At 64.1% G+C, this 22623-nt stretch carries 22 protein-coding genes; 2 read left to right on the top strand and 20 right to left on the bottom strand.

The features are described from left to right. The first annotated feature begins 33 nt into the window (after positions 1 to 33). Positions 34 to 831 carry a transporter substrate-binding domain-containing protein gene (locus C3Y15_RS15130; RefSeq protein ID WP_011882820.1) on the top strand — a complete coding sequence of 266 codons (798 nt, stop codon included), beginning with the start codon at positions 34 to 36 and terminating at the stop codon, positions 829 to 831. Between the two features lie 175 nt (positions 832 to 1006). Here the strand turns inward: C3Y15_RS15130 and C3Y15_RS32260 are convergent, their stop codons facing one another. From C3Y15_RS32260 to C3Y15_RS15070, 11 genes are all read right to left on the bottom strand, one after another. Then, on the bottom strand, positions 1007 to 1243 hold the full coding sequence (locus tag C3Y15_RS32260; RefSeq protein ID WP_164715973.1) for a hypothetical protein: 237 nt from the start codon (positions 1241 to 1243) through the stop codon (positions 1007 to 1009). 194 nt (positions 1244 to 1437) lie between these two features. Beyond that, positions 1438 to 3165, bottom strand: a complete 1728-nt coding sequence (locus C3Y15_RS15115) for an AMP-binding protein (RefSeq protein ID WP_011882818.1) — start codon at positions 3163 to 3165, stop codon at positions 1438 to 1440. A gap of 257 nt (positions 3166 to 3422) precedes the next feature. After that, complete coding sequence (locus tag C3Y15_RS15110; RefSeq protein WP_011882817.1) at positions 3423 to 3848, bottom strand: F0F1 ATP synthase subunit epsilon; 426 nt, start codon at positions 3846 to 3848, stop codon at positions 3423 to 3425. Between the two features lie 160 nt (positions 3849 to 4008). Next, positions 4009 to 5403, bottom strand: coding sequence for a F0F1 ATP synthase subunit beta (gene atpD, locus C3Y15_RS15105; protein ID WP_011882816.1), 1395 nt, complete (start codon positions 5401 to 5403; stop codon positions 4009 to 4011). 65 nt (positions 5404 to 5468) lie between these two features. Next, entirely contained in the window at positions 5469 to 6344 is an 876-nt protein-coding gene (gene atpG / locus C3Y15_RS15100; RefSeq protein WP_011882815.1) for a F0F1 ATP synthase subunit gamma, read from the bottom strand. A 69-nt stretch (positions 6345 to 6413) separates the two neighbouring features. Next, positions 6414 to 7955 (bottom strand): F0F1 ATP synthase subunit alpha, encoded by a 1542-nt coding sequence (gene atpA / locus C3Y15_RS15095; protein WP_011882814.1) that lies wholly within the window; start codon positions 7953 to 7955, stop codon positions 6414 to 6416. A gap of 44 nt (positions 7956 to 7999) precedes the next feature. After that, the gene (locus tag C3Y15_RS15090; RefSeq protein WP_011882813.1) at positions 8000 to 8539 is read right to left on the bottom strand and encodes a F0F1 ATP synthase subunit delta; all 540 of its coding nucleotides are present in this window, start codon (positions 8537 to 8539) and stop codon (positions 8000 to 8002) included. A 2-nt stretch (positions 8540 to 8541) separates the two neighbouring features. Then, a complete protein-coding gene (locus C3Y15_RS15085; RefSeq protein WP_011882812.1) occupies positions 8542 to 9012 on the bottom strand; it encodes a F0F1 ATP synthase subunit B in 471 nt (156 codons plus the stop codon). A 129-nt stretch (positions 9013 to 9141) separates the two neighbouring features. Beyond that, complete coding sequence (gene atpE / locus C3Y15_RS15080) at positions 9142 to 9411, bottom strand: F0F1 ATP synthase subunit C (protein WP_006482730.1); 270 nt, start codon at positions 9409 to 9411, stop codon at positions 9142 to 9144. A 75-nt stretch (positions 9412 to 9486) separates the two neighbouring features. Next, the gene (gene atpB / locus C3Y15_RS15075; protein ID WP_011882811.1) at positions 9487 to 10338 is read right to left on the bottom strand and encodes a F0F1 ATP synthase subunit A; all 852 of its coding nucleotides are present in this window, start codon (positions 10336 to 10338) and stop codon (positions 9487 to 9489) included. Positions 10339 to 10447: 109 nt separating this feature from the next. Next, entirely contained in the window at positions 10448 to 10975 is a 528-nt protein-coding gene (locus tag C3Y15_RS15070; RefSeq protein ID WP_011882810.1) for an ATP synthase subunit I, read from the bottom strand. Between the two features lie 184 nt (positions 10976 to 11159). On the opposite strand from C3Y15_RS15070, the gene C3Y15_RS15065 reads away from it, so the two are divergent. Then, the gene (locus C3Y15_RS15065) at positions 11160 to 11438 is read left to right on the top strand and encodes a hypothetical protein (protein ID WP_124260015.1); all 279 of its coding nucleotides are present in this window, start codon (positions 11160 to 11162) and stop codon (positions 11436 to 11438) included. A 112-nt stretch (positions 11439 to 11550) separates the two neighbouring features. Here the strand turns inward: C3Y15_RS15065 and C3Y15_RS15060 are convergent, their stop codons facing one another. The 9 genes from C3Y15_RS15060 to C3Y15_RS15020 all read right to left on the bottom strand — a co-directional run bounded on the left by C3Y15_RS15060 (position 11551) and on the right by C3Y15_RS15020 (position 22492). Next, positions 11551 to 12681, bottom strand: coding sequence for an SLC13 family permease (locus C3Y15_RS15060; protein ID WP_175898749.1), 1131 nt, complete (start codon positions 12679 to 12681; stop codon positions 11551 to 11553). A gap of 13 nt (positions 12682 to 12694) precedes the next feature. Continuing rightward, positions 12695 to 13588 (bottom strand): ParB/RepB/Spo0J family partition protein, encoded by an 894-nt coding sequence (locus tag C3Y15_RS15055; RefSeq protein ID WP_011882807.1) that lies wholly within the window; start codon positions 13586 to 13588, stop codon positions 12695 to 12697. A gap of 31 nt (positions 13589 to 13619) precedes the next feature. Further along, a complete protein-coding gene (locus C3Y15_RS15050; RefSeq protein WP_011882806.1) occupies positions 13620 to 14399 on the bottom strand; it encodes an AAA family ATPase in 780 nt (259 codons plus the stop codon). A 50-nt stretch (positions 14400 to 14449) separates the two neighbouring features. Further along, on the bottom strand, positions 14450 to 15136 hold the full coding sequence (gene rsmG, locus C3Y15_RS15045) for a 16S rRNA (guanine(527)-N(7))-methyltransferase RsmG (protein ID WP_046425470.1): 687 nt from the start codon (positions 15134 to 15136) through the stop codon (positions 14450 to 14452). Further along, positions 15133 to 17103 carry a tRNA uridine-5-carboxymethylaminomethyl(34) synthesis enzyme MnmG gene (gene mnmG / locus C3Y15_RS15040; protein WP_011882804.1) on the bottom strand — a complete coding sequence of 657 codons (1971 nt, stop codon included), beginning with the start codon at positions 17101 to 17103 and terminating at the stop codon, positions 15133 to 15135. Before mnmG ends, rsmG begins: the two co-directional genes overlap by 4 nt. 469 nt (positions 17104 to 17572) lie before the next feature. Then, complete coding sequence (locus C3Y15_RS15035) at positions 17573 to 18328, bottom strand: ABC transporter ATP-binding protein (RefSeq protein ID WP_059474937.1); 756 nt, start codon at positions 18326 to 18328, stop codon at positions 17573 to 17575. Continuing rightward, complete coding sequence (locus tag C3Y15_RS15030) at positions 18328 to 20112, bottom strand: branched-chain amino acid ABC transporter ATP-binding protein/permease (protein WP_059474938.1); 1785 nt, start codon at positions 20110 to 20112, stop codon at positions 18328 to 18330. The genes C3Y15_RS15035 and C3Y15_RS15030 overlap by 1 nt, the downstream gene beginning before the upstream one ends. A gap of 4 nt (positions 20113 to 20116) precedes the next feature. After that, complete coding sequence (locus C3Y15_RS15025) at positions 20117 to 21172, bottom strand: branched-chain amino acid ABC transporter permease (protein WP_059474939.1); 1056 nt, start codon at positions 21170 to 21172, stop codon at positions 20117 to 20119. A 162-nt stretch (positions 21173 to 21334) separates the two neighbouring features. Then, entirely contained in the window at positions 21335 to 22492 is a 1158-nt protein-coding gene (locus tag C3Y15_RS15020) for an ABC transporter substrate-binding protein (RefSeq protein ID WP_059474940.1), read from the bottom strand. Positions 22493 to 22623 lie beyond the last annotated feature (131 nt).

Below are 22623 nucleotides of genomic sequence, written 5' to 3'. Positions count from 1 at the left end.
AACGCTGATATCACCGAACAACGGAGGAGACCGATGAAACGATTCGCCACACTCGCCGCGCTCGGCGCCGCGACGCTGTTCTGCTCCGGCGCCGCGCATGCGCAGGCCACCGCGGCGCCGGCCGCCGCAAGCTCGCGGCTCGACGACGTGCTCGCACGCGGCACGCTGCGCGTCTGCACGACCGGCGACTACAAACCGTATTCGTACTATCGGGGCGACGGGCGCTTCGAGGGCATCGACATCGACATGGCCGAATCGCTCGCGACTTCGCTCGGCGTGAAGGCCGAGTTCGTGAAGACGAGCTGGTCGAGCCTCACCAACGACTTCGTCGCGAAATGCGATATCGCCGTGGGCGGCGTGTCGACGACGCTCGAGCGTCAGAAGCGCGTGTTCTTCACGCAACCGTACGTGGTCGACGGCAAGACGCCGATCGTGCGCTGCGCCGACGCCGACAAATACCAGACCATCGCGCAGATCGACCGGCCCGAGACCCGCGTGATCGTGAACCCGGGCGGCACCAACGAGCGCTTCGCGAAGCAGTTCTTCACGCACGCGAACCTGAGCGTTTATCCGGACAACGTGACGATCTTCAAGCAGATCCTCGCCGGCAAGGCCGACGTGATGGTGACCGATGCGTCCGAGACGCTGCTGCAGCAAAAGCTGAATCCGGGCCTGTGCTCGGTGCATCCGGACAAGCCGTTCCAGTTCGGCGAAAAAGCCTACATGGTGCCGCGCGGCGACGTCGTGTTTCAGCAGTACGTCGACCAGTGGCTGCATCTCGCGCTGGCGACCGGCGCGTACCAGACGATCTCCGACAAGTGGCTGAAATGATGTGATGGCCGGCGGCGGCGGGCGTCGAACATGTATCCGGCCGCCCGTCGCGCACGCCGAACCCGTTTCAAAATCTTTCTGACGATTGAATCGGCGAGCGCGGCATCTGCCGCGCAATGCGCGTTTCGCCGAGCAAATCCGCAATTCGACGACACTGAACCGCGCGAAAACCGCATTACGCGCACGCGATGAAAACTCGGCGGAAAAGATAAGTAAATATGACCTTTTTCAGGACGCCGAAAACAGCAAAAAATCCCGGAAAGCCTTGTCCGACGGGCGTTACAACCTGAAACACTTTGTTACCGCGATGGGCCGTCAATTCGCCCACAATGGCCTCAACGGTTTCAACACGGATGCGGTCTCGTGTGCCAAGTGTGAGCGGACGCGAAGCGCTGCGAGCCCAGTCGGTCACGTACCGAAGCCCTTCCCAGGGGCATCCCTGTTGGAGTCGTTTCCGGCCCCCCGCCGGATCCGGTTTCAACTTTGGTCTCCTCGCGCTAACCCCGTAGCGTGTGGTTTTTAGCGGGCTAATAAGCCCGCTTTTTTTCGTCCATCGAAAACGCAACGGCCTGCCGGCCGCCGCGTTTCCTCCGGCGCCGTACCGCTTCACGCGGTCTTCTGCACGTCGAGCTTCAACTCTTCGATCATCCGTTCGCGCATCACGAATTTCTGCACCTTGCCGGTCACCGTCATCGGCAGTTCGTCGACGAAGCGGATGTAGCGCGGAATCTTGTAGTGCGCGATCTGGCCTTGGCAGAACGCGCGCACGTCGTCGTCGGTCATCTGCTCGCCGGCGCGCAGCACGATCCACGCGCACAGCTCCTCGCCGTATTTCGCATCGGGCAGGCCGAACACCTGCGCGCTCTGAATCTTCGGATGCCTGAACAGGAATTCTTCGATCTCGCGCGGATACACGTTCTCGCCGCCGCGAATCACCATGTCCTTCAGCCGGCCGACGATGTTGCAGTAGCCCTGCCCGTCGAGCGTCGCGAGATCGCCCGTGTGCATCCAGCCGTCGATCAGCACCTCGCGCGTCTTCGCGTCGTCGTCCCAGTAGCCGAGCATCACCGAATAGCCCTTCGTGCACAGCTCGCCGGTCGCGCCGACCGGCACGATGTCGCCGCCCGGATCGACGATCTTCACCTCGAGATGCGGCTGGATTCGCCCGACCGTCGTCGTGCGCTTCTCGAGCGGATCGTCGGTCGAGCTCTGGAACGACACGGGGCTCGTTTCGGTCATCCCGTACGCGATCGTGATCTCCGACAGATGCATCTGCGACACGACGCGCTTCATCGTCTCGATCGGGCAAGGCGAACCGGCCATGATCCCGGTGCGCAGCGTCGACAGGTCGAACGTCTTGAACTCGGGATGATCGAGTTCGGCGATGAACATCGTCGGCACGCCGTGCAGCGCGGTGCATCGCTCGTCGGCCACGGCCGCGAGCGTCGCGACCGGATCGAACGCCTCGCCGGGGAACACCATCGCCGCGCCCGTCGACACGCACGCGAGCACCGCCAGCACCATCCCGAAGCAGTGATACAGCGGCACGGGAATGCAGAGCGCGTCCTGTTCGGTGAAGCGCATCGCCATCGCGATCGAGCGCGCGTTGTTGACGACGTTGCGGTGCGTGAGCGTCGCACCCTTGGGGCTTCCCGTGGTGCCGCTCGTGAACTGGATGTTGATCGCCTCGCCGGCCGCGAGCGTCGCGCCGATCGCATCGAGCCGCGCGGCATCGAGCGTGTCGCGGCCGCGCGCCATCACGTCCGCGAAGCGGAACATGCCGGCAGGCGCGACGTCTCCCATCGACACGACCGTGCGCAGGCTCGGCACGCGCGCCGCGTGCAGATCGCCGGGCGTCGCGCTCGCGAGTTCGGGTGCGATCGTCTGCAGCATCTCGACATAGGCGGAGCTCTTGAAGCGCTCGGCCGCGATCACGGCCTTGCAGCCCACCTTGTTGAGCGCGTATTCGAGTTCCGCGAGCCGGTAGGCCGGGTTGATGTTGACGAGCACCGCGCCGATGCGCGCGGTCGCGAACTGCGTCAGCAGCCATTCGCTGCGGTTCGGCGACCAGATGCCGACGCGATCGCCCTTCACGATCCCGAGCTCGACGAGGCCGGCCGCCAGCACGTCGACCTCGTGCGCGAATTCGCGCCAGCTCCAGCGCACCTGCTGCTCGCGGAACACGACCGCCGGGCGGTCCGGAAAGCGGCCGGCCGTGTCGAGCAGGAAGCGGCCGATCGTCGCTTCGGATAGCGGCACGTCGGTTGCGCCGCGCACGTACGAGAGTCCGTTTTCGGGCGCGATCAGCGCCCGCATGCCAAGGTCTGCTGCCATCGATGTCTCCGTCCGTTTTTTTGTCTGATCGGCCCGGCGCGCGCGTTAGGCGCACCGCTCCGCCGCACTCGCGACGGGCGGCCTACGAGCGGATGATGCCGCGCTCCGCTGACGACACTCTGACATCGAATCGCTGCGCGCGGATGAAATAGCACGATCGGACGATACGACGCGGCCGGCACAACCGCGACGAAACCGCCGGACGAAAAAAAAGCAGCCCGAAGGCTGCTTTCTTTCGCGGGATACGCGCGCGCGGCTCAGTGCCGGCTGCGGATCTTCGCCAGACGCTGGATCGCTTCGAGCTGCGCCATCGCGGTCGCGAGCTCCGATTGCGCCTTTGCGAGGTCGAGGTCCGACTTCGCGTTCTGCAGCGTTTCCTCGGCACGCTTGCGCGCGTCCTCGGCTTTCGCCGCGTCGAGGTCCTTGCCGCGGATCGCGGTATCGGCGAGCACCGTCACGGCGCCCGGCTGCACTTCGAGGATGCCGCCCGCGACGAACACGAATTCGTCGTTGCTGCCCTCGACTTCGATGCGCACCGCACCCGGACGGATCCGCGTGATCAGCGGCGTGTGACCCGGCAGAATACCCAGCTCACCCGTTTCGCCCGGCAGCGCGACGAATTTCGCCTCGCCCGAGAAGATCTGCTCTTCCGCGCTGACGACGTCTACTTTGATGGTTGCCATATCGACTCCTGTCAACGAGCGCAAACGCCGCAAGGCGCGTGCGCTCGTCCCATGCACGGCGGGTTGAGCGTATTGCGGTCGGCGCGGCCGGCCGGCGCACGAGCCATCGACGGTTCGTGCAGCCGGCCGGCGCGCGCCAGCGTGCTACTCACTCAAGCCCTTACTGGATCTTCTTGGCCTTTTCGAAGGCTTCGTCGATCGTGCCGACCATGTAGAACGCCTGTTCCGGCAGGTGGTCGCACTCGCCGTCGACGATCATCTTGAAGCCGCGGATCGTTTCCTTCAGCGGCACGTACTTGCCCGGCGAGCCCGTGAACACTTCCGCGACGTGGAACGGCTGCGACAGGAAACGCTGGATCTTACGCGCACGTGCGACCGACAGCTTGTCTTCCGGCGACAGTTCGTCCATGCCCAGAATCGCGATGATGTCGCGCAGTTCCTTGTAGCGCTGCAGCGTTTGCTGAACGCGACGCGTGATCGTGTAGTGCTCTTCGCCGATCACGTTCGGGTCGATCTGGCGCGACGTCGAGTCGAGCGGGTCGACCGCCGGGTAGATACCCAGCGAAGCGATGTCACGCGACAGAACGACGGTTGCGTCCAAGTGACCGAAGGTGGTCGCCGGCGACGGGTCGGTCAAGTCGTCCGCAGGGACGTACACGGCCTGAACCGACGTAATCGAGCCCTTCTTGGTCGACGTGATGCGCTCTTGCAGCTTGCCCATTTCTTCAGCCAGCGTCGGCTGATAGCCCACTGCCGACGGCATACGGCCGAGCAGTGCCGACACTTCGGTACCGGCCAGCGTGAAACGGTAGATGTTGTCGACGAAGAACAGCACGTCGAGGCCTTCGTCACGGAAGTGCTCAGCCATCGTCAGGCCGGTCAGCGCGACGCGCAGACGGTTGCCCGGCGGCTCGTTCATCTGGCCGTACACCAGCGCGACCTTGTCGAGAACGTTCGAGTCCTTCATTTCGTGGTAGAAGTCGTTCCCTTCACGGGTACGCTCGCCCACGCCCGCGAACACGGAGTAACCGCCGTGCTCCTTCGCGATGTTGTTGATGAGCTCCATCATGTTGACGGTCTTGCCCACGCCTGCACCACCGAACAGACCGACCTTGCCGCCCTTCGCGAACGGGCAGATCAGGTCGATGACCTTGATACCCGTTTCGAGCAGTTCGGTCGACGGCGACAGCTCGTCGAACGCCGGAGCCTTCTGGTGGATCGAACGCGTATGTTCGCTTTCGATCGGGCCGGCCTCGTCGATCGGACGGCCGAGGACGTCCATGATACGACCGAGGGTCGGCTTGCCGACCGGCACCGAAATCGGCTTGGCCGTGTTCTTCACGGTCAGGCCGCGGCGCAGGCCGTCGGATGCACCCAGACAGATGGTGCGGACCACGCCGTCGCCCAGCTGCTGCTGGACTTCGAGCGTCAGTTCCGAGCCATCGAGAATAAGCGCGTCGTAGATCTTCGGCATGCTGTCGCGCGGGAATTCCACGTCGATAACGGCGCCGATGCACTGTACGATCTTGCCTTCTACCAAAGCAGCAGTACTCATCGCTTTTCCTTTAAATACCTGATTCTTTACTCGCGCAAAGGCGCAGTTGTCGTCCGGGCGCGCGCTTAAACAGCAGCTGCGCCGCCGACGATCTCCGACAGTTCTTTCGTAATCGCGGCCTGGCGGCTCTTGTTGTACACGAGCTGCAGTTCGCTGATCACCGTCTTCGCGTTGTCGGACGCGGCCTTCATCGCGACCATGCGCGCCGATTGCTCGGACGCCATGTTTTCCGCGACGGCCTGGTACACCAGCGCCTCGACGTAACGCACGAGCAGTTCGTCGACGACTGCCTGCGCGTCCGGCTCGTAGATGTAGTCCCACGACGTGGCCGGCGTACCGTCATTGGCGTCGAAGTGGTCCGCCGACAGCGGCAGCAGCTGTTCGATCACGGCTTCCTGCTTCATCGTGTTGACGAAGCGCGTGTACGCGATATAAACGGCCGACAGCTTGCCTTCCGAGTACAGATCGAGCTGCGTCTTCACGGCGCCGATCAGCTTGTCCAGGTGCGGGGTGTCGCCGAGGTGTACGACCTGCGACATCACCTTCGCGCCGAAGCGGTTCAGGAACCCGAGGCCCTTGCTGCCGATTGCGGTAGCTTCGACCTTCTGGCCCCGCTCTTCGAGCTCCTTGAACTTCTGCACCGTCGCACGCAGCACGTTGGTGTTCAGACCGCCGCAAAGACCCTTGTCCGTCGTGACGAGGATGATGCCGGCCGTCTTCGCGCCGTCGTTCGCCACCATGAACGGGTGGCGGTACTCCGGGTTCGCACGGCTCATGTGCGCGGCGATGGCACGGACCTTGTCCGCGTACGGACGAGCGGCGCGCATGCGTTCCTGCGCGCGGCGCATCTTCGATGCGGCCACCATCTCCATCGCCTTCGTGATCTTGCGCGTGTTTTGCACGCTCTTGATCTTGCCGCGAATTTCCTTCATTCCAGCCATAGCTTGCTCCTTGACCGGAGCGGCGCGGGCGCCTCAGCACCCGCGCTGCCCCGTTGTGTCACTCGCGGATCAATAGGCACCCGACTTCTTGAAGGATTCGATCGCCGCGCGCAGCGCGCCTTCGTCGTCCTTCGAGAGGTCCTTGGTGTCTTCGATGCGCTTGATGAGGTCAGCGTGGCTGGTCTTCAGGTTGTCGCGCAGGCCCTTCTCGAACGACAGCACTTGCTTGACGTCGAGATCGTCGAGGTAGCCGTTGTTCGCGGCGTACAGCGACACGGCCAGTTCCCACACCTGCAGCGGCTGGTACTGCGGCTGCTTCAGCAGTTCCGTCACGCGGCGGCCGCGCTCGAGCTGCTTGCGGGTCGCTTCGTCGAGGTCCGATGCGAACTGCGCGAATGCGGCCAGTTCACGGTACTGCGCGAGGTCGGTACGGATACCGCCCGACAGCTTCTTCACGACCTTCGTCTGAGCGGCACCACCGACGCGCGACACCGACACGCCGGCGTTGATTGCCGGGCGGATGCCTGCGTTGAACAGGTCGGTTTCCAGGAAGATCTGGCCGTCGGTGATCGAGATCACGTTCGTCGGAACGAACGCGGTCACGTCGCCGGCTTGCGTTTCGATGACCGGCAGTGCCGTCAGCGAGCCGCTCTTGCCCTTCACTTCGCCGTTCGTGAACTTCTCGACGTACTCTTCCGACACGCGAGCCGCACGCTCGAGCAGACGCGAGTGCAGATAGAACACGTCGCCCGGGTACGCTTCACGGCCCGGCGGGCGGCGCAGCAGCAGCGAGATCTGACGGTATGCCCATGCCTGCTTGGTCAAGTCGTCATAGATGATCAGCGCGTCTTGACCGCGGTCGCGGAAGTATTCGCCCATCGTGCAGCCGGCGTACGGTGCCAGGTACTGCATCGCGGCCGAATCCGACGCCGAAGCGGCGACGACGATCGTGTATTCCATCGCGCCCGTTTCTTCGAGCTTGCGAACCACGTTCATGATCGACGAAGCCTTCTGGCCAATCGCGACGTAGATACAGATCAGGTCCTTGCCCTTCTGGTTGATGATCGCGTCGAGCGCCACCGCGGTCTTGCCGCACTGACGGTCGCCGATGATCAGCTCACGCTGGCCACGGCCGATCGGCACCATCGCGTCGATCGACTTGATGCCCGTCTGCACCGGCTGCGACACCGACTTACGCCAGATCACGCCCGGGGCGATCTTTTCGATCGCGTCGGTCAGCTTGGCGTTGACCGGGCCCTTGCCGTCGATCGGGTTGCCGAGCGCATCGACCACGCGGCCGACGAGTTCCGGACCAACCGGCACTTCCAGGATGCGGCCCGTCGTCTTGACGACGTCGCCTTCCGAGATGTGTTCGTATTCGCCGAGAATCACCGCGCCGACCGAGTCGCGCTCGAGGTTCAGCGCGAGGCCGAACGTGTTGCCCGGGAACTCGAGCATTTCGCCCTGCATCACGTCGGACAGGCCGTGGATGCGCACGATACCGTCGGTCACGGAGATCACGGTGCCCTGGTTGCGAACGTCTGCGCTCGCTTCAAGGCCCTGGATCCGGCTCTTGATCAGCTCGCTGATCTCAGAGGGATTGAGTTGCATTATTCGCTCCTGATAGTCAATTCTGTTGCGTGCCGGCGTGGCGCTCAGGCGGTCAACGCAGCCTGCATCGATGCGAGGCGCGCGCGAACCGAGGTGTCGAGCACTTCGTCGCCGACCGTCACGCGCACGCCGCCGATCAGCGACGAATCGACTTCGACCGTCGGTTTCAGCTTGCGCTTGAACTTGCGTTCGAGGCCCGAGACGAGACTGTCGAGCTCCGCGCCTTCCAGCGGGAACGCGCTCACGATCTCGGCGTCGGCTGCACCTTCACGTTCGTTCTTGAGCGCCTCGAACTGCTCGGCGATTTCCGGCAGCAGCGCGATGCGATGATTGTCGACCAGCATCTGCACGAAGTTCTTCGCTTCGGCGCCAGCCGCGAGCGGCGACTTCACCGCAACAAGCAGCAGCTCGGCTACTTGCTTGCGGGTCACCTTCGGGCTCGACGCGACCGACAGCACTTCCGGCAGATGCGCAACCTGGGCCAGCTCTTGCACGAGCGTGGACCAGGCGGCGATGTCACCGCCCTCGGCCACGCGGAACAGCGCTTCTGCGTAAGGGCGGGCGATGGTTGCAAGTTCGGCCATGATCAGAGCTCGGCTTTCAGTTGATTCAGCAGTTGGGCGTGGGCCGTTTGATCGACTTCGCGCTTCAGGATCTGCTCGGCGCCCTTCACGGCCAGCGCGGCAACTTCGCCACGCAGCGTTTCGCGCGCCTTCACGATTTGCTGTTCTGCTTCCGCTTTCGCCTGGGCGACGATGCGGGCGGCTTCAGCCTGGGCGTTGGCCTTGATTTCCTCGGCGACCGCCTGGGCACGCTTTTCGGCGTCGGCGATGCGCTGCTGGCCGTCGTTACGGGCCTGCGCGAGTTCCTGGTCCACGCGCTTGTGCGCTGCGTCGAGTTCCGCCTTGCCCTTTTCCGCGGCGGCGAGGCCGTCGGCGATCTTCTTCGAACGTTCGTCGAGGGCGTTGATCAACGGCGGCCACACGAATTTCATCGTGAACCACGCGAGGACCAGGAACACGACCATTTGCGCAAACAGAGTTGCGTTGAGATTCACGGTGTTTCCTTATCTGCTATTCCGGAAAAATGAAACGGTAAGGCGCTCATCGAGTTGCATTCGATCAGCGCCCCAAGTCTCCGTTCCGCCCTGCGCCGGCTCACGCCGTGCGCATATTTCCGAGGAACCTTAGCCTGCGAGCTTCGACAGGAGCGGGTTCGCGAACGCGAACAGCATTGCGACACCAACACCGATCAGGAATGCAGCGTCGATCAGGCCGGCCAGCAGGAACATCTTGGTTTGCAGCGGGTTGATGAGTTCCGGCTGACGTGCGCAGGCTTCGATGTACTTGCCACCCATCAGCGCGATACCGATACAGGCGCCGATTGCACCCAGGCCGATGATGATGCCGATACCGATGGCGGTCAGACCCTGGATGTTGGCGATGTAAGCTTGCATGATCACTCCTTTGAGAAAAGACTTGGAACTTAGATTTAAAAAACTAAAACGGAAACTCTTGTTTGCACGTCGCGCTTAGTGCTTGTCGTGCGCCTGGCCGAGATACACCAGCGTCAGCATCATGAAAATGAATGCCTGCAACAGAACAATCAGAATGTGGAAGATTGCCCAGACGCTGCCCGCGATCACGTGACCAACGAAGCCGAGGAACGTTGCGTCGCCACCGAAGCTCCACATGCTGCCGAGCAGGGCGATCAACAGGAACAACAGCTCACCTGCGTACATGTTGCCGAACAGCCGCATGCCGAGGGAGACGGTCTTCGCGACGTATTCGACGATGTTCAGCGCAAGGTTCGGGATCCACAGCAGCGGGTGGCCGCCGAACGGCGCCGACAGCAGCTCATGCACGAAACCGCCGGCGCCCTTGATCTTGATGCTGTAGTAGATCATCAGGACGAACACGCCGAGCGCGATGCCGAGCGTGCCGTTCAGGTCGGCCGTCGGGACGATGCGGTGGTGGGAAATCACGTCCGACAGACCGAGCAGGGCGATCACGCGGCCCGGCAGGTCGACCGGCAGGAAGTCGAGGGAGTTCATCAGCGCGACCCACACGAACACGGTGAGCGCAAGCGGAGCGATGAACGTGCGATTGCCATGGACGATGGCCTTCGATTGATCTTCGACCATCTCGACCAGCATTTCGATCGCGCACTGGAAACGGCCCGGCACGCCCGACGTCGCCTTGCGGGCGGCCAGACGCAACACGACGATCGTCACGATCCCGCACACGATCGACCAGAACAGCGTGTCGATGTTCCAGACGTGGATGTCGAAAATCGACGTCTGATGCGAGGTGGAAAAGTTCTGCAAGTGGTGCGCAATGTACTCGGACGGATCCGGACCGCGCGTGCCTTCGCTAGCTGCCATATCGTTAATGCCACCCAAATTGTCGAAAATCGTTTCCCCGTTTCCGCAATACGCTATTGCGGGAACGGGCCGGTGCGGTTCCTGTCGAAAACCGCACGCTGCTTGTTGCTTACCGCCAGGCCAGCGCGATCCAGTACGTCTTCAGCACGACGAGGTAGGTGACGAGGAGCGCCGGCCAGTGCACGCCGGCATAGCCGTACGCCACTGCGGCGAACATTCCGATCGTCACGCCGAGCTTCAGGGCTTCGCCCATCACCCAGCTCATCACGGTGGCCGAGCCACCTGCCTTCAGTCGTGCCACGAACAACGCGCTTGGCACCCAGCCGATCGCCCCGCCCAGAAACGCGGATTGCGCAGCGGCACCCGGCGACTTCGAAAACAGCCACCACGCCAGCGTTGCAACCAGGGACAAGACCACCTGCGCGATCACCACCTTGTAGGGAGTGACGCGCGGCGGCTTGCTCACGTTCGGACCGAACAACCTCTCGGCTTCCGTCCGCGTGAGCGGAACGATGTTGTCATCTTGCTGCTCGGCATCCCAGTCGTCGCCGTCGGATTCGCGCCGTTCGCCGGCCGCTGAAGCGGTGCGTTGCGCTCGGGGACCATCGTGCCTGTCGTTCGGCGCCTGACCCGCCATCGCAATCTTCCGCAAAATCCTTGAACCCGGCCCCAAGCTTTCTGAAAGCTTTCAGGGGTGCCTAGCTAACAAATCCGGGCGATTGTAAGCGATAGTTGCAAGTGATTCAAGGCTTTAGACGCGACAAAAACCTTCGTAAAACGCCGCCTCATCATGTGAAAAACGCGCGAATCGACGACGTACGATGACAGTTGTAAGGTGGTTTTTTCGCGTCGCACATTTCGCGGGCGGAAATGCGCGTTTCAGCGGAAATCAACGGCCGGAAATGGGGGCTGTGACGCGGCGTCGCGGCGGGCTGAGTGCGATGAAATTCCGCGAAGGCGGAACGAACGGAAGCGCAGCGGCCGGCGCTGCGCGACAACCGCACCTCGCCGACGTGCGCCGCTTGGCAGCACGAAGAAATGCGATCAGCCGTGCAGATGAAGCGGCGAGCGGCGTTGCGTCGCCACAGCAGATCGACTGAGAATCGGCGCACTTATCAACAGGGGGGTGTTTCGAAGATCGCTGCTGCTGCCGCCCTGCCCGGCCACGCTTTTGCAGGCGGCCGGCGTCGCCGCTGCCGCCGGCCGCGGCGCTCAACCGTGGACGAGCAACCACGCGCCGAGTGCCGCACTCGCCAGCGCGAACGGAATCGACACCGCGTGAAACGGCAGCCACATGCGCGGCTCCTTCGCGAGACGCACGGCGATCAGGTTCGCGAGCGAGCCGATCGCGAAACCGAAGCCGCCGACCGAGACGCCGAACGCGAGTGCGCGCCAGTCGTGCGTGAATTCCGACAGCAGGATCGCGGCCGGCACGTTGCTGATGCCCTGCGACAGCACCGCGCCCGCGGCGAACACGCGCAACGGCGTATCGAGATGGCTGCTCGCAATCGTGTCGTGTATGACCGGCAACGCGGCCGCGCTGCGCAACACGACGAACATCAGCACGAAGATCAACAGCAGTAGCCAGTCGATTTTCAGGACTGCGTCGCGCTTCGCCGCCAGCAGCGCGAGCACGACGGCGATCAGGCCCGGCACCGGATGGTGCGCGTCGGCGAGCAGCACGAAGCCGCCGAACAGCACGGCCGCGAGCAATGCGTGCATGCGTTGCACGGGCACCGCCTGCACGTCTCCCGACAAGTCGAGCGGTTTGGCACGAAACACGCACGCCGTGACCGCGAGCAGCAACGCCATCAACGCGAGCGCGAGCGGCCCGAGCGCGACGACGAAGCCGCCGAACGACACGCCGCTCAATTGCCACAGGAACAGATTCTGGGGATTGCCGAGCGGCGTCGCGACGGACCCGGCGTTGACCGCCAGCGCGACGACGATCACCAGCCGTCGAAACGGCAGCGGCGTCAACGCACGCAGCGATACCATCAGCGGCACGACGACGAACAGCGCGACATCGTTGGTGAGCCACATCGCAAGCGCCGCCGCGAATATCACCAACAGCATCGCGAGCCCGCGCTCGGAGTGCACGTGGTGCACGATGCGATGCGCGAGCCACATCAGACAACCGGACAGCTCGAGCGCCTTGGTCAGCATCAACAGGCCAGCGAGCGTGACCACCGTCTGCCAGTCGACCAGACCGGCCAGTATCGCGAACGGTTGCGGGCGCAACCATTCGAGAACGATCAGCGCAACGGCCAGTACCGTCAGTACGGGCTCCTGCAAAAGCCAGCCGAGCCACCGGCGCGGCGCCGGCGCGCCCGTGCTTTCGATCAATTGAACCTCGTCACTCTTCAGTTGCGACGTTACCGCGCAGCCGCGCGAGAATGCCCTCGAGCGCATCGAGGTTGCCGAAATCGATCAACACCTGCCCTCGGCCGCGGCGGCCGAGCTTGATCTTCACCGTGGACGCGAGCAGGTCGGACAACTCCTCCTCCAGCCGGCGCGTGTCGCGGCCGCCGTCGTCCTTCGCGCGCGCCTTCACGGCCGGCGCTTCCTTCGTCGTGTGCGCGACCAGCTTCTCGGTCTCGCGCACCGACATGCGCTTGTTGACGACCTGATGCGCGAGCGCGATCTGCGTTGCCGCATCGACGGCGAGCAGCGCACGCGCGTGACCCATGTCGAGATCGCCGGCCAGCAGCATCGTCTGCACCGGCGACGCGAGGTTCAGCAGCCGCAACAGGTTCGACACCGCGCTGCGCGAGCGGCCGACGGATTCGGCGGCCTGCTCGTGCGTGAAACCGAACTCGTCGAGCAGGCGCTGGATGCCGTGTGCCTCTTCCAGCGGGTTCAGATCCTCGCGCTGGATGTTCTCGATCAGCGCCATCGCCGCGGCGGCCTGATCGGATACGTCCTTCACCAGCACCGGCACTTCTTCGAGGCCGGCGAGGCGCGCAGCCCGAAAACGCCGCTCGCCCGCAATGATCTCGTATTTATCAGACGAAACGGGCCGCACCAGGATCGGCTGCATCACGCCTTGCGCGCGAATGCTGGCGGCCAGCTCCTGGAGGTTGCCTTCGTCCATCCGCGTGCGCGGCTGATACTTGCCGGCCTGCAGCTTGCCGAGCGCAAGCGTGTTCGGAGCGCCTTCGATCTTCACCGCTTCGGTGATGTCCGCACTGCCGCCGAGCAACGCTTCGAGGCCACGTCCCAAGCCCTTCTTCTTTGGTACCGCGTTCATGTCTTTCTTCCTCGCTTCGCTCATGTCCGGCTCACGACACCTCGAACGCGCGCACGCGGTCGATCATCTCGGCACCGAATTGAAGATACGCCTGCGCACCGCGCGAGTTACGGTCGAATACGACGCCCGGCAACCCGTAGCTCGGCGCTTCCGCCAGACGCACGTTGCGCGGAATCACCGCGTCGAACACCTTGTCGCCGAAATGCGCTTTCAGTTGATCGGAAACCTGCTGCTGCAGCGTGATGCGCGGATCGAACATGACGCGCAGCAAGCCGATGATCTTCAGGTCGCGGTTCATGTTCGCGTGAACCTGCTTGATCGTGTTGACGAGATCGGACAAGCCCTCCAGCGCGAAGTACTCGCACTGCATCGGGATCACCACGCCGTGCGCCGCGCACAGTCCGTTCAGCGTCAGCAGCGACAGCGTCGGCGGGCAGTCGATCAGCACGAAATCGTAGTCGTCCGCGACGCGCTCGAGCGCGGCCTTCAGCCGGCGCTCGCGGTTGTCGATGCCGATCAGCTCGATCTCCGCGCCGGACAACTCACGGTTGGCCGGCAGCACGTCGTACGTGACGCCTTCCGGACGCACACGTGCGTCCGACACCGGTACGCCGTCGATCAGCACTTCGTACACGGTCGACTCGCATGCGGCCTTGTCGATCCCGCTGCCCATCGTCGCGTTGCCCTGCGGGTCGAGATCGATCAGCAGCACGCGCTGCTCCTGCGCTGCAAGGCTTGCGGCGAGATTGACCGATGTCGTCGTCTTGCCGACGCCCCCCTTCTGGTTTGCAACGCAGAAGATCTTTGCCATCGTTGGGTGTTCCTCTTACCTTCAAACAAACGGCGCGCATCCGCGCGCCTTCAATTCGCTTCGTCGACGGCGACTTCGATCAGATGCCGTTCGGCATCGAGCATCGGGACGGCCAATCGTATCGTCTGCTTCACGCGGCTGCCTTCCGGCAGTCGCGCAATTTCGTCGTCCGGGTGGACGCCCTTCATTGCCCAGATCGATCCGCCCGGTGCGACGAGATGACGAGCAAGTTTAACGAAGTCGGATAGATCCGCGAAGGCGCGGGATACGATCATGTCGAATTTTTCCGGCACTTCGACGCCCGGCTGCAGCGATTCGACGCGCCCGGTGACGACGGACAGGTTCGTCAGCTTCAGTTCTGCGCGCATTTGCGTCTGGAATGCCGATTTCTTCTGCACGATATCGTTCAGCGTAACCTGCCAGCCCGGCTGGACGATCGCCAGCACGATGCCCGGCAGCCCGCCGCCGGAGCCCACATCGAGCACGCGCGCATCCGTGCGGCCGCGCAGATGCGGAACGATGGAAAGCGAATCGAGGATGTGCTGAGTCAGCATCTGCCTCGGGTCACGGATCGCCGTCAGGTTGTAGACGGCGTTCCATTTACCGAGCAGCGCCACATAGTCGAGCAACTGGTTGCGCTGAGCATCCGTCAATACGATGTCCAGCGCGGCCGTGCCGTCGATCAACATCTGCTCAAGTACGTCCCGATTAACCGCCGGCGCGCGACGCGCCGTCATTGCTGCGTCGGGACGGTATCGCCCCCCTGCTCGGTCGTTTCTGCTGCGGCGCCGTTACGGCGGCCGAGGCCGCGGCGCTTCAGGTGCACCATCAGCAGCGAGATCGCGGCCGGCGTCACACCCGAGATACGCGAGGCCTGGCCGATCGTTTCGGGGCGGAACTCGTTGAGCTTCTGACTCACCTCGAACGACAGACCGCGAACCTCACGGTAGTCGATACCATCCGGCAGACGGGTATTCTCATTCGCATCATTGCGCTCGATCTCGTTGGCCTGGCGCTCGATATAACCCTGATACTTGATACCGATCTCGACCTGCTCCTTGATCTGACCCAGCAGCACCGGCTCATCGGCCAGCGGCTCCACGGGGCCACATTCACCGCCCTTCAGCCCACATACGCCGTCGTAGCTGATACCAGGCCGCCGCAGCAGTTCGGCCAGGCTGTATTCGTGGTCGATCGGCTTGCCGAGCAGCGCGGTCGCCTCTTCCGGCGGCAGCGTCTTCGGCGTCACCCAAGTCGACTTCAAGCGTTCGGTTTCACGTGAAACAGCGTCGCGCTTCCGGCTGAACGCGTCCCAGCGCACGTCGTCGACGAGGCCCAGCTCGCGACCAATCTCGGTCAACCGCATATCCGCATTATCTTCACGCAGGCTCAGCCGGTATTCGGCGCGGCTCGTGAACATCCGGTAAGGCTCAGCCACGCCGCGCGTGACGAGGTCGTCGACCAGCACGCCAAGGTACGCCTGATCCCGACGCGGGCACCATGCGTCCTTTTCCTGCACGTAACGGCCGGCATTCAGGCCAGCGAGCAGGCCCTGCGCCGCCGCCTCTTCATAGCCGGTCGTACCGTTGATCTGGCCCGCAAAGAACAGCCCGTTGATCGCCTTCGTTTCCAGCGACGCCTTCAGCGCACGTGGGTCGAAATAGTCGTACTCGATCGCGTAGCCGGGGCGCAGGATGTGCGCGTTCTCGAGGCCGCGCATCGAGTGCACGAGTTCGAGTTGCACGTCGAACGGCAGGCTCGTCGAAATGCCGTTGGGATAGAACTCGTTGGTCGTCAGCCCTTCCGGTTCCAGGAAGATCTGGTGCGACTCCTTCGACGCAAACCTGTGAATCTTGTCCTCGATCGACGGGCAGTAACGCGGGCCGACGCCTTCGATCACGCCCGTATACATCGGCGATCGGTCGAGCCCACCGCGAATGATGTCGTGCGTGCGCTCGTTCGTATGCGTGACCCAGCATGGCAGCTGCTGCGGATGCTGCTCTGCGCGGCCGAGGAACGAGAACACCGGGATCGGATCGAGGTCGCCCGGCTGCTCGTCGAGCTTCGAAAAGTCGATCGAGCGGCCATCGATACGCGGGGGGGTGCCGGTCTTCAGGCGGCCCTGGGGCAGCTTCAATTCCTTCAGGCGGGCCGACAGCGAGACGGCTGCCGGATCGCCCGCACGGCCGCCGGTGTAGTTGTTCAAGCCGACATGGATCTTGCCGTCGAGGAACGTGCCCGCCGTCAGCACGACAGCGCGCGCCCGGAAACGGATGCCGATTTGCGTGACCGCACCGACCACCCGGTCGCCCTCGACCATCAAATCGTCGACGGCCTGCTGGAACAGCCACAAGTTCGGCTGATTCTCGAGCCGATGGCGGATCGCAGCCTTGTAAAGGATGCGGTCGGCCTGTGCACGCGTGGCGCGTACGGCCGGACCCTTCGACGAATTGAGGATCCGGAACTGAATGCCGCTCTCGTCGGTCGCGGCGGCCATCGCACCGCCGAGCGCATCGACTTCCTTGACGAGATGGCCCTTGCCGATGCCGCCGATCGACGGATTGCAGCTCATCTGGCCGAGCGTTTCGATGTTATGGGTCAGCAGCAGCGTCTTCGCACCCATGCGGGCCGATGCCAACGCGGCCTCCGTGCCGGCGTGCCCGCCGCCGACGACGATGACGTCAAATTCTGTGGGAAAAAGCATGGTGGATTCCGTACGCAGGACAGCGCACGAACCTATCAGAGAAATGTATGGGCCGAATTATAGCGGGTTCGCTTTTACGCCGAAGACCGTCCGAATGGTAGGGTGCGTTCATTTGACGGTTTTTTCGACCGCTGTGGCGTGCTGTGACGCTCAAAGGAGCCATCGCGGCCGTTGGTCGGGCGGAAATACATGAATTTCTGTGAAGCCTCGTTAGCTTGCGGTGGCGCTCACAGCACTTGAACTCGGTCCGCAACAAGTTATCCCCTGTGCCGCCTGGCGCGTCGCCATAGCTCCGTCCTCCGTGGCGACGCAGAGCGACGCTTGCCGCTCACGCCACAGTATTTCTATAAGACGGGCAGACACTTATCCCCATCCGCTTCCGTTCCCCGGTCCGCCCAACAAAAACGGCGTGTTTCACGTGAAACACGTCGTCCGTTTCCCGGTTCCGCCTCCACTGCCCAAGCAGGCGTCACGCCGATTTCTTGGCTAACCCGAGGTAAGTCTCGATCACCTGCGGATTCTGTGCCAACTCGGCCGCCGGGCCTTCCAGCGCAAACTCGCCAGTCTCGAGCACATAGCCGTAGTCCGAAATCTGCAGCGCAGCGCGCGCATTTTGCTCGATGAGCAACGTCGCGACGCCCGTACCGCGCAGCGCGCTGATGATGTGGAAAATCTCCTTCACGATCAGCGGCGCCAGCCCGAGGCTGGGCTCATCTAGCATGAGCAAGTCGGGCTTGCCCATCAGCGCGCGTCCGACCGCCAGCATCTGCCGCTCACCGCCCGACAACGTACCGGCAGCCTGCCTGCGTCGCTCCCTGAGCCGCGGAAACAGCGCGAAGACATGATCGAGCTGATCGAGAAAGTTCGCCTCGCCTGCCTGCTTGCGGCGGTAGGCGCCCAGCACGAGGTTATCCTCGACCGTCATCGTGCTGAACAGCTCGCGCTTTTCCGGCACGAGGCACATGCCATGCGCGACGCGTTGCTCGATCGGCAACGCGCCGACGTCGCGGCCGCGATACAAGACCTGGCCAGACGCATGCCCCGTCACCGGCAACGCGCCCATGATCGCGTTCAGCAGCGTCGACTTGCCTGCGCCGTTCGGCCCGATCACGCTGACGATCTGGCCCGCGCCGACCTTGATCGCCGCGCCGTGCAACGCCTCGACCTTGCCGTACCGCACGGCCAGCCCGCCCACCTCGAGAATCGGCATCGTCGTGTCCGCCATCACTCCACCCCGCCCAGATACGCCTCGAGCACCGTCGGATCCTGCTGCACGTCTTGCGGCAGCCCTTCCGCGATCCTCGTGCCGAATTCCATCACGACCAGCCGGTCCGTCAGGTTCATCACGAAATCCATGTCATGTTCGACGAGCAACACGCTCATCCCCTCGCCCTTCAGGCGCCGCAACAGCTCGGCGAGCTGCTGCTTCTCCTGATAGCGCAACCCGGCGGCCGGCTCATCGAGCAGCAGCAGCGTCGGATCGCAGCACAGCGCGCGGGCGATTTCGAGTATCCGTTGCTGGCCCAGCGCGAGGCTGCCGGCTTCGTCGTACATGTGCTTTTCGAGCCCGACACGGCGAATCTGCTGCGCCGCCTCGGCCAGCAGCTGCGCTTCCTCGTGCGCATTGAGCCGCGCGATGCTGCGCCACACGCCGGTGTGACCGCGCAGGTGTGCGCCGATCGCGACGTTCTCGAGCACCGTCATCGTCGGAAGCAACTTCACGTGCTGGAAGGTCCGGCCGATCCCACGGCGCACGATCTGCCGCGACGTGAGCCCGTCGATCCGCTCGCCACGGAACGTGATCGCGCCGCCGGTCGGCTTGAGCACGCCCGTCACCAGATTGAACGTGGTCGACTTGCCGGCGCCGTTCGGCCCGATCAGCCCGATGATCTGCCCCGCTTTCACGTCGAAGCTCACGTCGTTCACGGCCACCAGCCCGCCGAATTGCTTGCGCGCGCGATCGACCACGAGCAGCGGCTCGCCCGCGACCGGCTTCGCCCGCTGCGGCAACGGATCGGCGTGCTCGGGCGCACGGGCGCGCGGCCCGCGCGGAAACAGCTTCGCGACGAACGGCCATACGCCCTGGCGCGCGTACTGCAGCAGAACGACCATCAGCACGCCGAACACGATGATCTCGAAGTTGCCCTCCGAGCCGAGCAGCTTGGGCAGCAGCGTCTGCAGGTAGTCCTGCAGCACGGTGAGGATCGCGGCGCCGAGCACCGCGCCCCACACGTGCGACACCCCGCCGACCACGGCCATGAACAGGAATTCGATCCCGTGGTTCAGGCCGAACGGCGTCGGGTTCACCGCACGCTGAAGATGCGCGTAAAGAAAGCCCGATACCGCAGCGAGCGCCGCCGCATAGACGAAGATCACCACGCGCATCCAGGCGGTGTTCACGCCCATCGCCTCGGCCATCACGCCGCCGCCGCGCAGCGCGCGAATCGCGCGGCCCGGCCGACTATTGAGCAGGTTCTGCACCGACACGATCGCGGCGAGCACGACGGCCCAGATCACGAAGTACAGGCTGCGGCCGCTTTCGAGTGCGACGCCGAACAGGTTCAGCGCCGGAATCCCGCTGATCCCGTCGTACTTGCCGAGCAGTTCGAGGTTGCCGAACAGGTAGAACAGCGCGAGGCCCCATGCGATCGTACCGAGCGGCAGGAAGTGCCCGGACAGCCGCATCGTGACCGCGCCGAGCAGCAGCGCGACCAGCGCCGTCAGCACGACGCCGACGACCAGCGCGAGCCACGGCGACACGCCGTAGCGCGTGGTCAGAAGCGCGGTTGCATACGCGCCGATGCCGACGAACGCGGCCTGGCCGAAGCTCGTCATCCCGCCGACGCCGGTCAGCAGCACGAGGCCGATCGCGACGATCGCGTAGAGGCCGATGTAGTTGAGCAGCGTGATCCAGTATTCGGGCACCTGCAGCGCGCCGGGCAGCACCGGCAGCGCGAACAGCACCACGAGAAACACCCAGAAGGCCTTGTTGCGTACCATCGTCGTCATCGCGTCACTCCTCTTCCTCTTCCGCATGCGGCGTCGCGAAACTGCGCCACAGCAGCACCGGGATGATCAGCGTGAACACGATCACTTCCTTGTACGCGCTCGCCCAGAACGACGAATACGACTCGAGCACGCCGACGAGCAGCGAGCCGGCCGCCGCGAGCGGATAACTGACGAGACCGCCGATGATCGCGCCGACGAAACCCTTCAGCCCGATCAGGAAGCCGGAGTCGTAGTAGACGGTCGTCAGCGGGCCGACCAGAATGCCGGACAGCACGCCGAGCCCGGCTGCCAGCGTGAACGCCAGCCGCCCGGCCTCGGTCGTGCCGATCCCGACGAGCCGCGCGCCGAGCCGGTTCACCGACGTCGCGCGCAGCGCCTTGCCGGCGATCGTGCGGCCGAAGTACACGTAGAGCGCGCCGATCAGCACCAGTGCGGTCGCGACCACGACGATGCTCTGCACCGACACCGTCATGCCGCCCAGGGCGAGTGACGCATCGGTGAATCCGTTGGTGCGCGAGCCTTCCGCGCCGAACATGACGAGCCCCAGCCCGACCATCGCGAAATGGACGGCGACCGACACGATCAGCAGCAGCAGCGTCGTGCCTTCGGCGATCGGCTGATACACGAGCCGATAGACGAACGGCCCCATCGGCACGACGATCGCCAGCGTCAGCGCGATCTGCGCGAGCATCGGCAGCGGCTGCGCGGCGAAGTTGCGCGTGAGCGCGAACATGGCGAGCGGCAGCAGCACGTAGCGGCTGCCGAGCGTCGCGAGCGTCCGGCCGAGCTGATGACGGCGTTCGCGATGGCGGATCAGGCCGCCCGCTTCGAGCAGAAAGCACGCGATGCCCATCACCAACAGGAGCCAGCAGGTGGCCGGAAATTTCTGCGCCTGCAGCGCCGCGAGCGTCAGCGCACCGTAGGCGACGAATTCGCCCTGGGGAATGAAGATCACTCGCGTGACGGAAAACACCAGCACGAGCGCCAGCGACAGCAATGCATAAATGGCGCCGGTCGTGATGCCGTCTTGCGCGAGGATCGCCGCAATCGAGAGATCCATACGTTTCGTGTATCGAGAATGCTGCGAAGAATCGGTGACGGGACAACGCCCCGCAAGCGGAAACGGCATGGCGGGAACGCGGCGCGCCGTTCCGCGGTGTTCCGGAAAACATGCGGCGGGCCCGGTGCCGTTCCCACCGGGCCCGCCGGTTTCACGTGATGCTTACTCGGCCTGCAGCTTCCACTTGCCGTCGACGATCTGCACCATCACGCGCGCACGCGTGTCGAAGCCGTTGTGATCGGTCGGCGTCATGTTGATCACGCCGTGCGACACCGGCAGATCCTTCACGCTTTCGAGCGACGCGCGCAACGCCTCGCGGAACGCTTCGGTGCCCGGCTGCCCCTTCTTCAGCGCCTCCGGAATCGCGCGCTGCAGCAGCAGCCCTGCGTCCCATGCGTGGCCGCCGAAGGTCGACAGCGAACCCGCGCCGTAGGCCTTCTCGTACGCCACCTTGTAGCCGAGCGCCGGCTTCTTCACCGGGTTCGAATCGGGCAGCTGGTCGGTCACGAGCACGGGGCCGGCCGGCAGGATCTCGCCTTCGCAATCCTTGCCACACACGCGCAGGAAGTCGTTGTTCGCGACGCCATGCGTCTGGTACACCTTGCCCTTGTAGCCGCGCTCCTTCAGCGTCTTGGCCGGCAGCGCCGCCGGCGTGCCGGAGCCGGCGATCAGCACCGCATCCGGCGTCGAGCCCATCAGCTTCAGCACCTGCCCCATCACCGACGCATCGGTGCGGTTGTAGCGCTCGTTCGACACGACCTTCAGCCCGTTCTTCGCCGCAGCGGCGTTGAAGGTGTTGTACCAGCTGTCGCCGTATGCATCGGCGAAGCCGATGAAGCCGACGGTCTTCACGCCGTGCTTCGCCATGTAGTCGGCGATTGCGTCGGCCATCAGCTGATCGTTCTGCGGCACCTTGAACATCCATGCGCGCTTCGCATCCATCGGCGCGATGATCTGTGCGCTCGCGGCCAGCGAGATCGTCGGCGTCTTGCCCTGCGACACCGGATCGAGCATCGCGAGCGAGTTCGGCGTGACGGACGAACCGATGATCGCGTCGACGTGATCCTCGTCGATCAGCTTGCGTACGTTCTGCACGGCGCGGCTCGTGTCGGACGCGTCGTCGAGCACGATGTACTGGACGCTCTTGCCCCCGATCTCCTTCGGCAGCAGCGCGATCGTGTTCTTCTCCGGGATTCCGAGCGATGCGGCCGGCCCGGTGGCCGACAGCGTCACGCCGATCTTGACCTGGGCGGACGCCGTCGCCGCCGCGCACACGAGGCCAGCCGCAAACAGAGCCTCCATCCATCGATTCATTTTCATTTACGTTGTCTCCAAACGCTGCTCGAAAAATCCGCGGGTCGCTCTGGCGGCTCCCGGTCCTCAAACAATTTAATAATTTAACTATCCCGCTGTGCCGCGCCTACGCTCGTTTTCCCGCGAGGCATCGTCGC

Source organism: Burkholderia sp. B10 (genome assembly GCF_004368385.1).
Taxonomy (GTDB): Bacteria; Pseudomonadota; Gammaproteobacteria; order Burkholderiales; family Burkholderiaceae; genus Burkholderia; species Burkholderia vietnamiensis.
The sequence above is the reverse complement of the archived record's forward strand: the minus strand, read 5'-3'. Positions and strand labels throughout refer to the sequence as shown.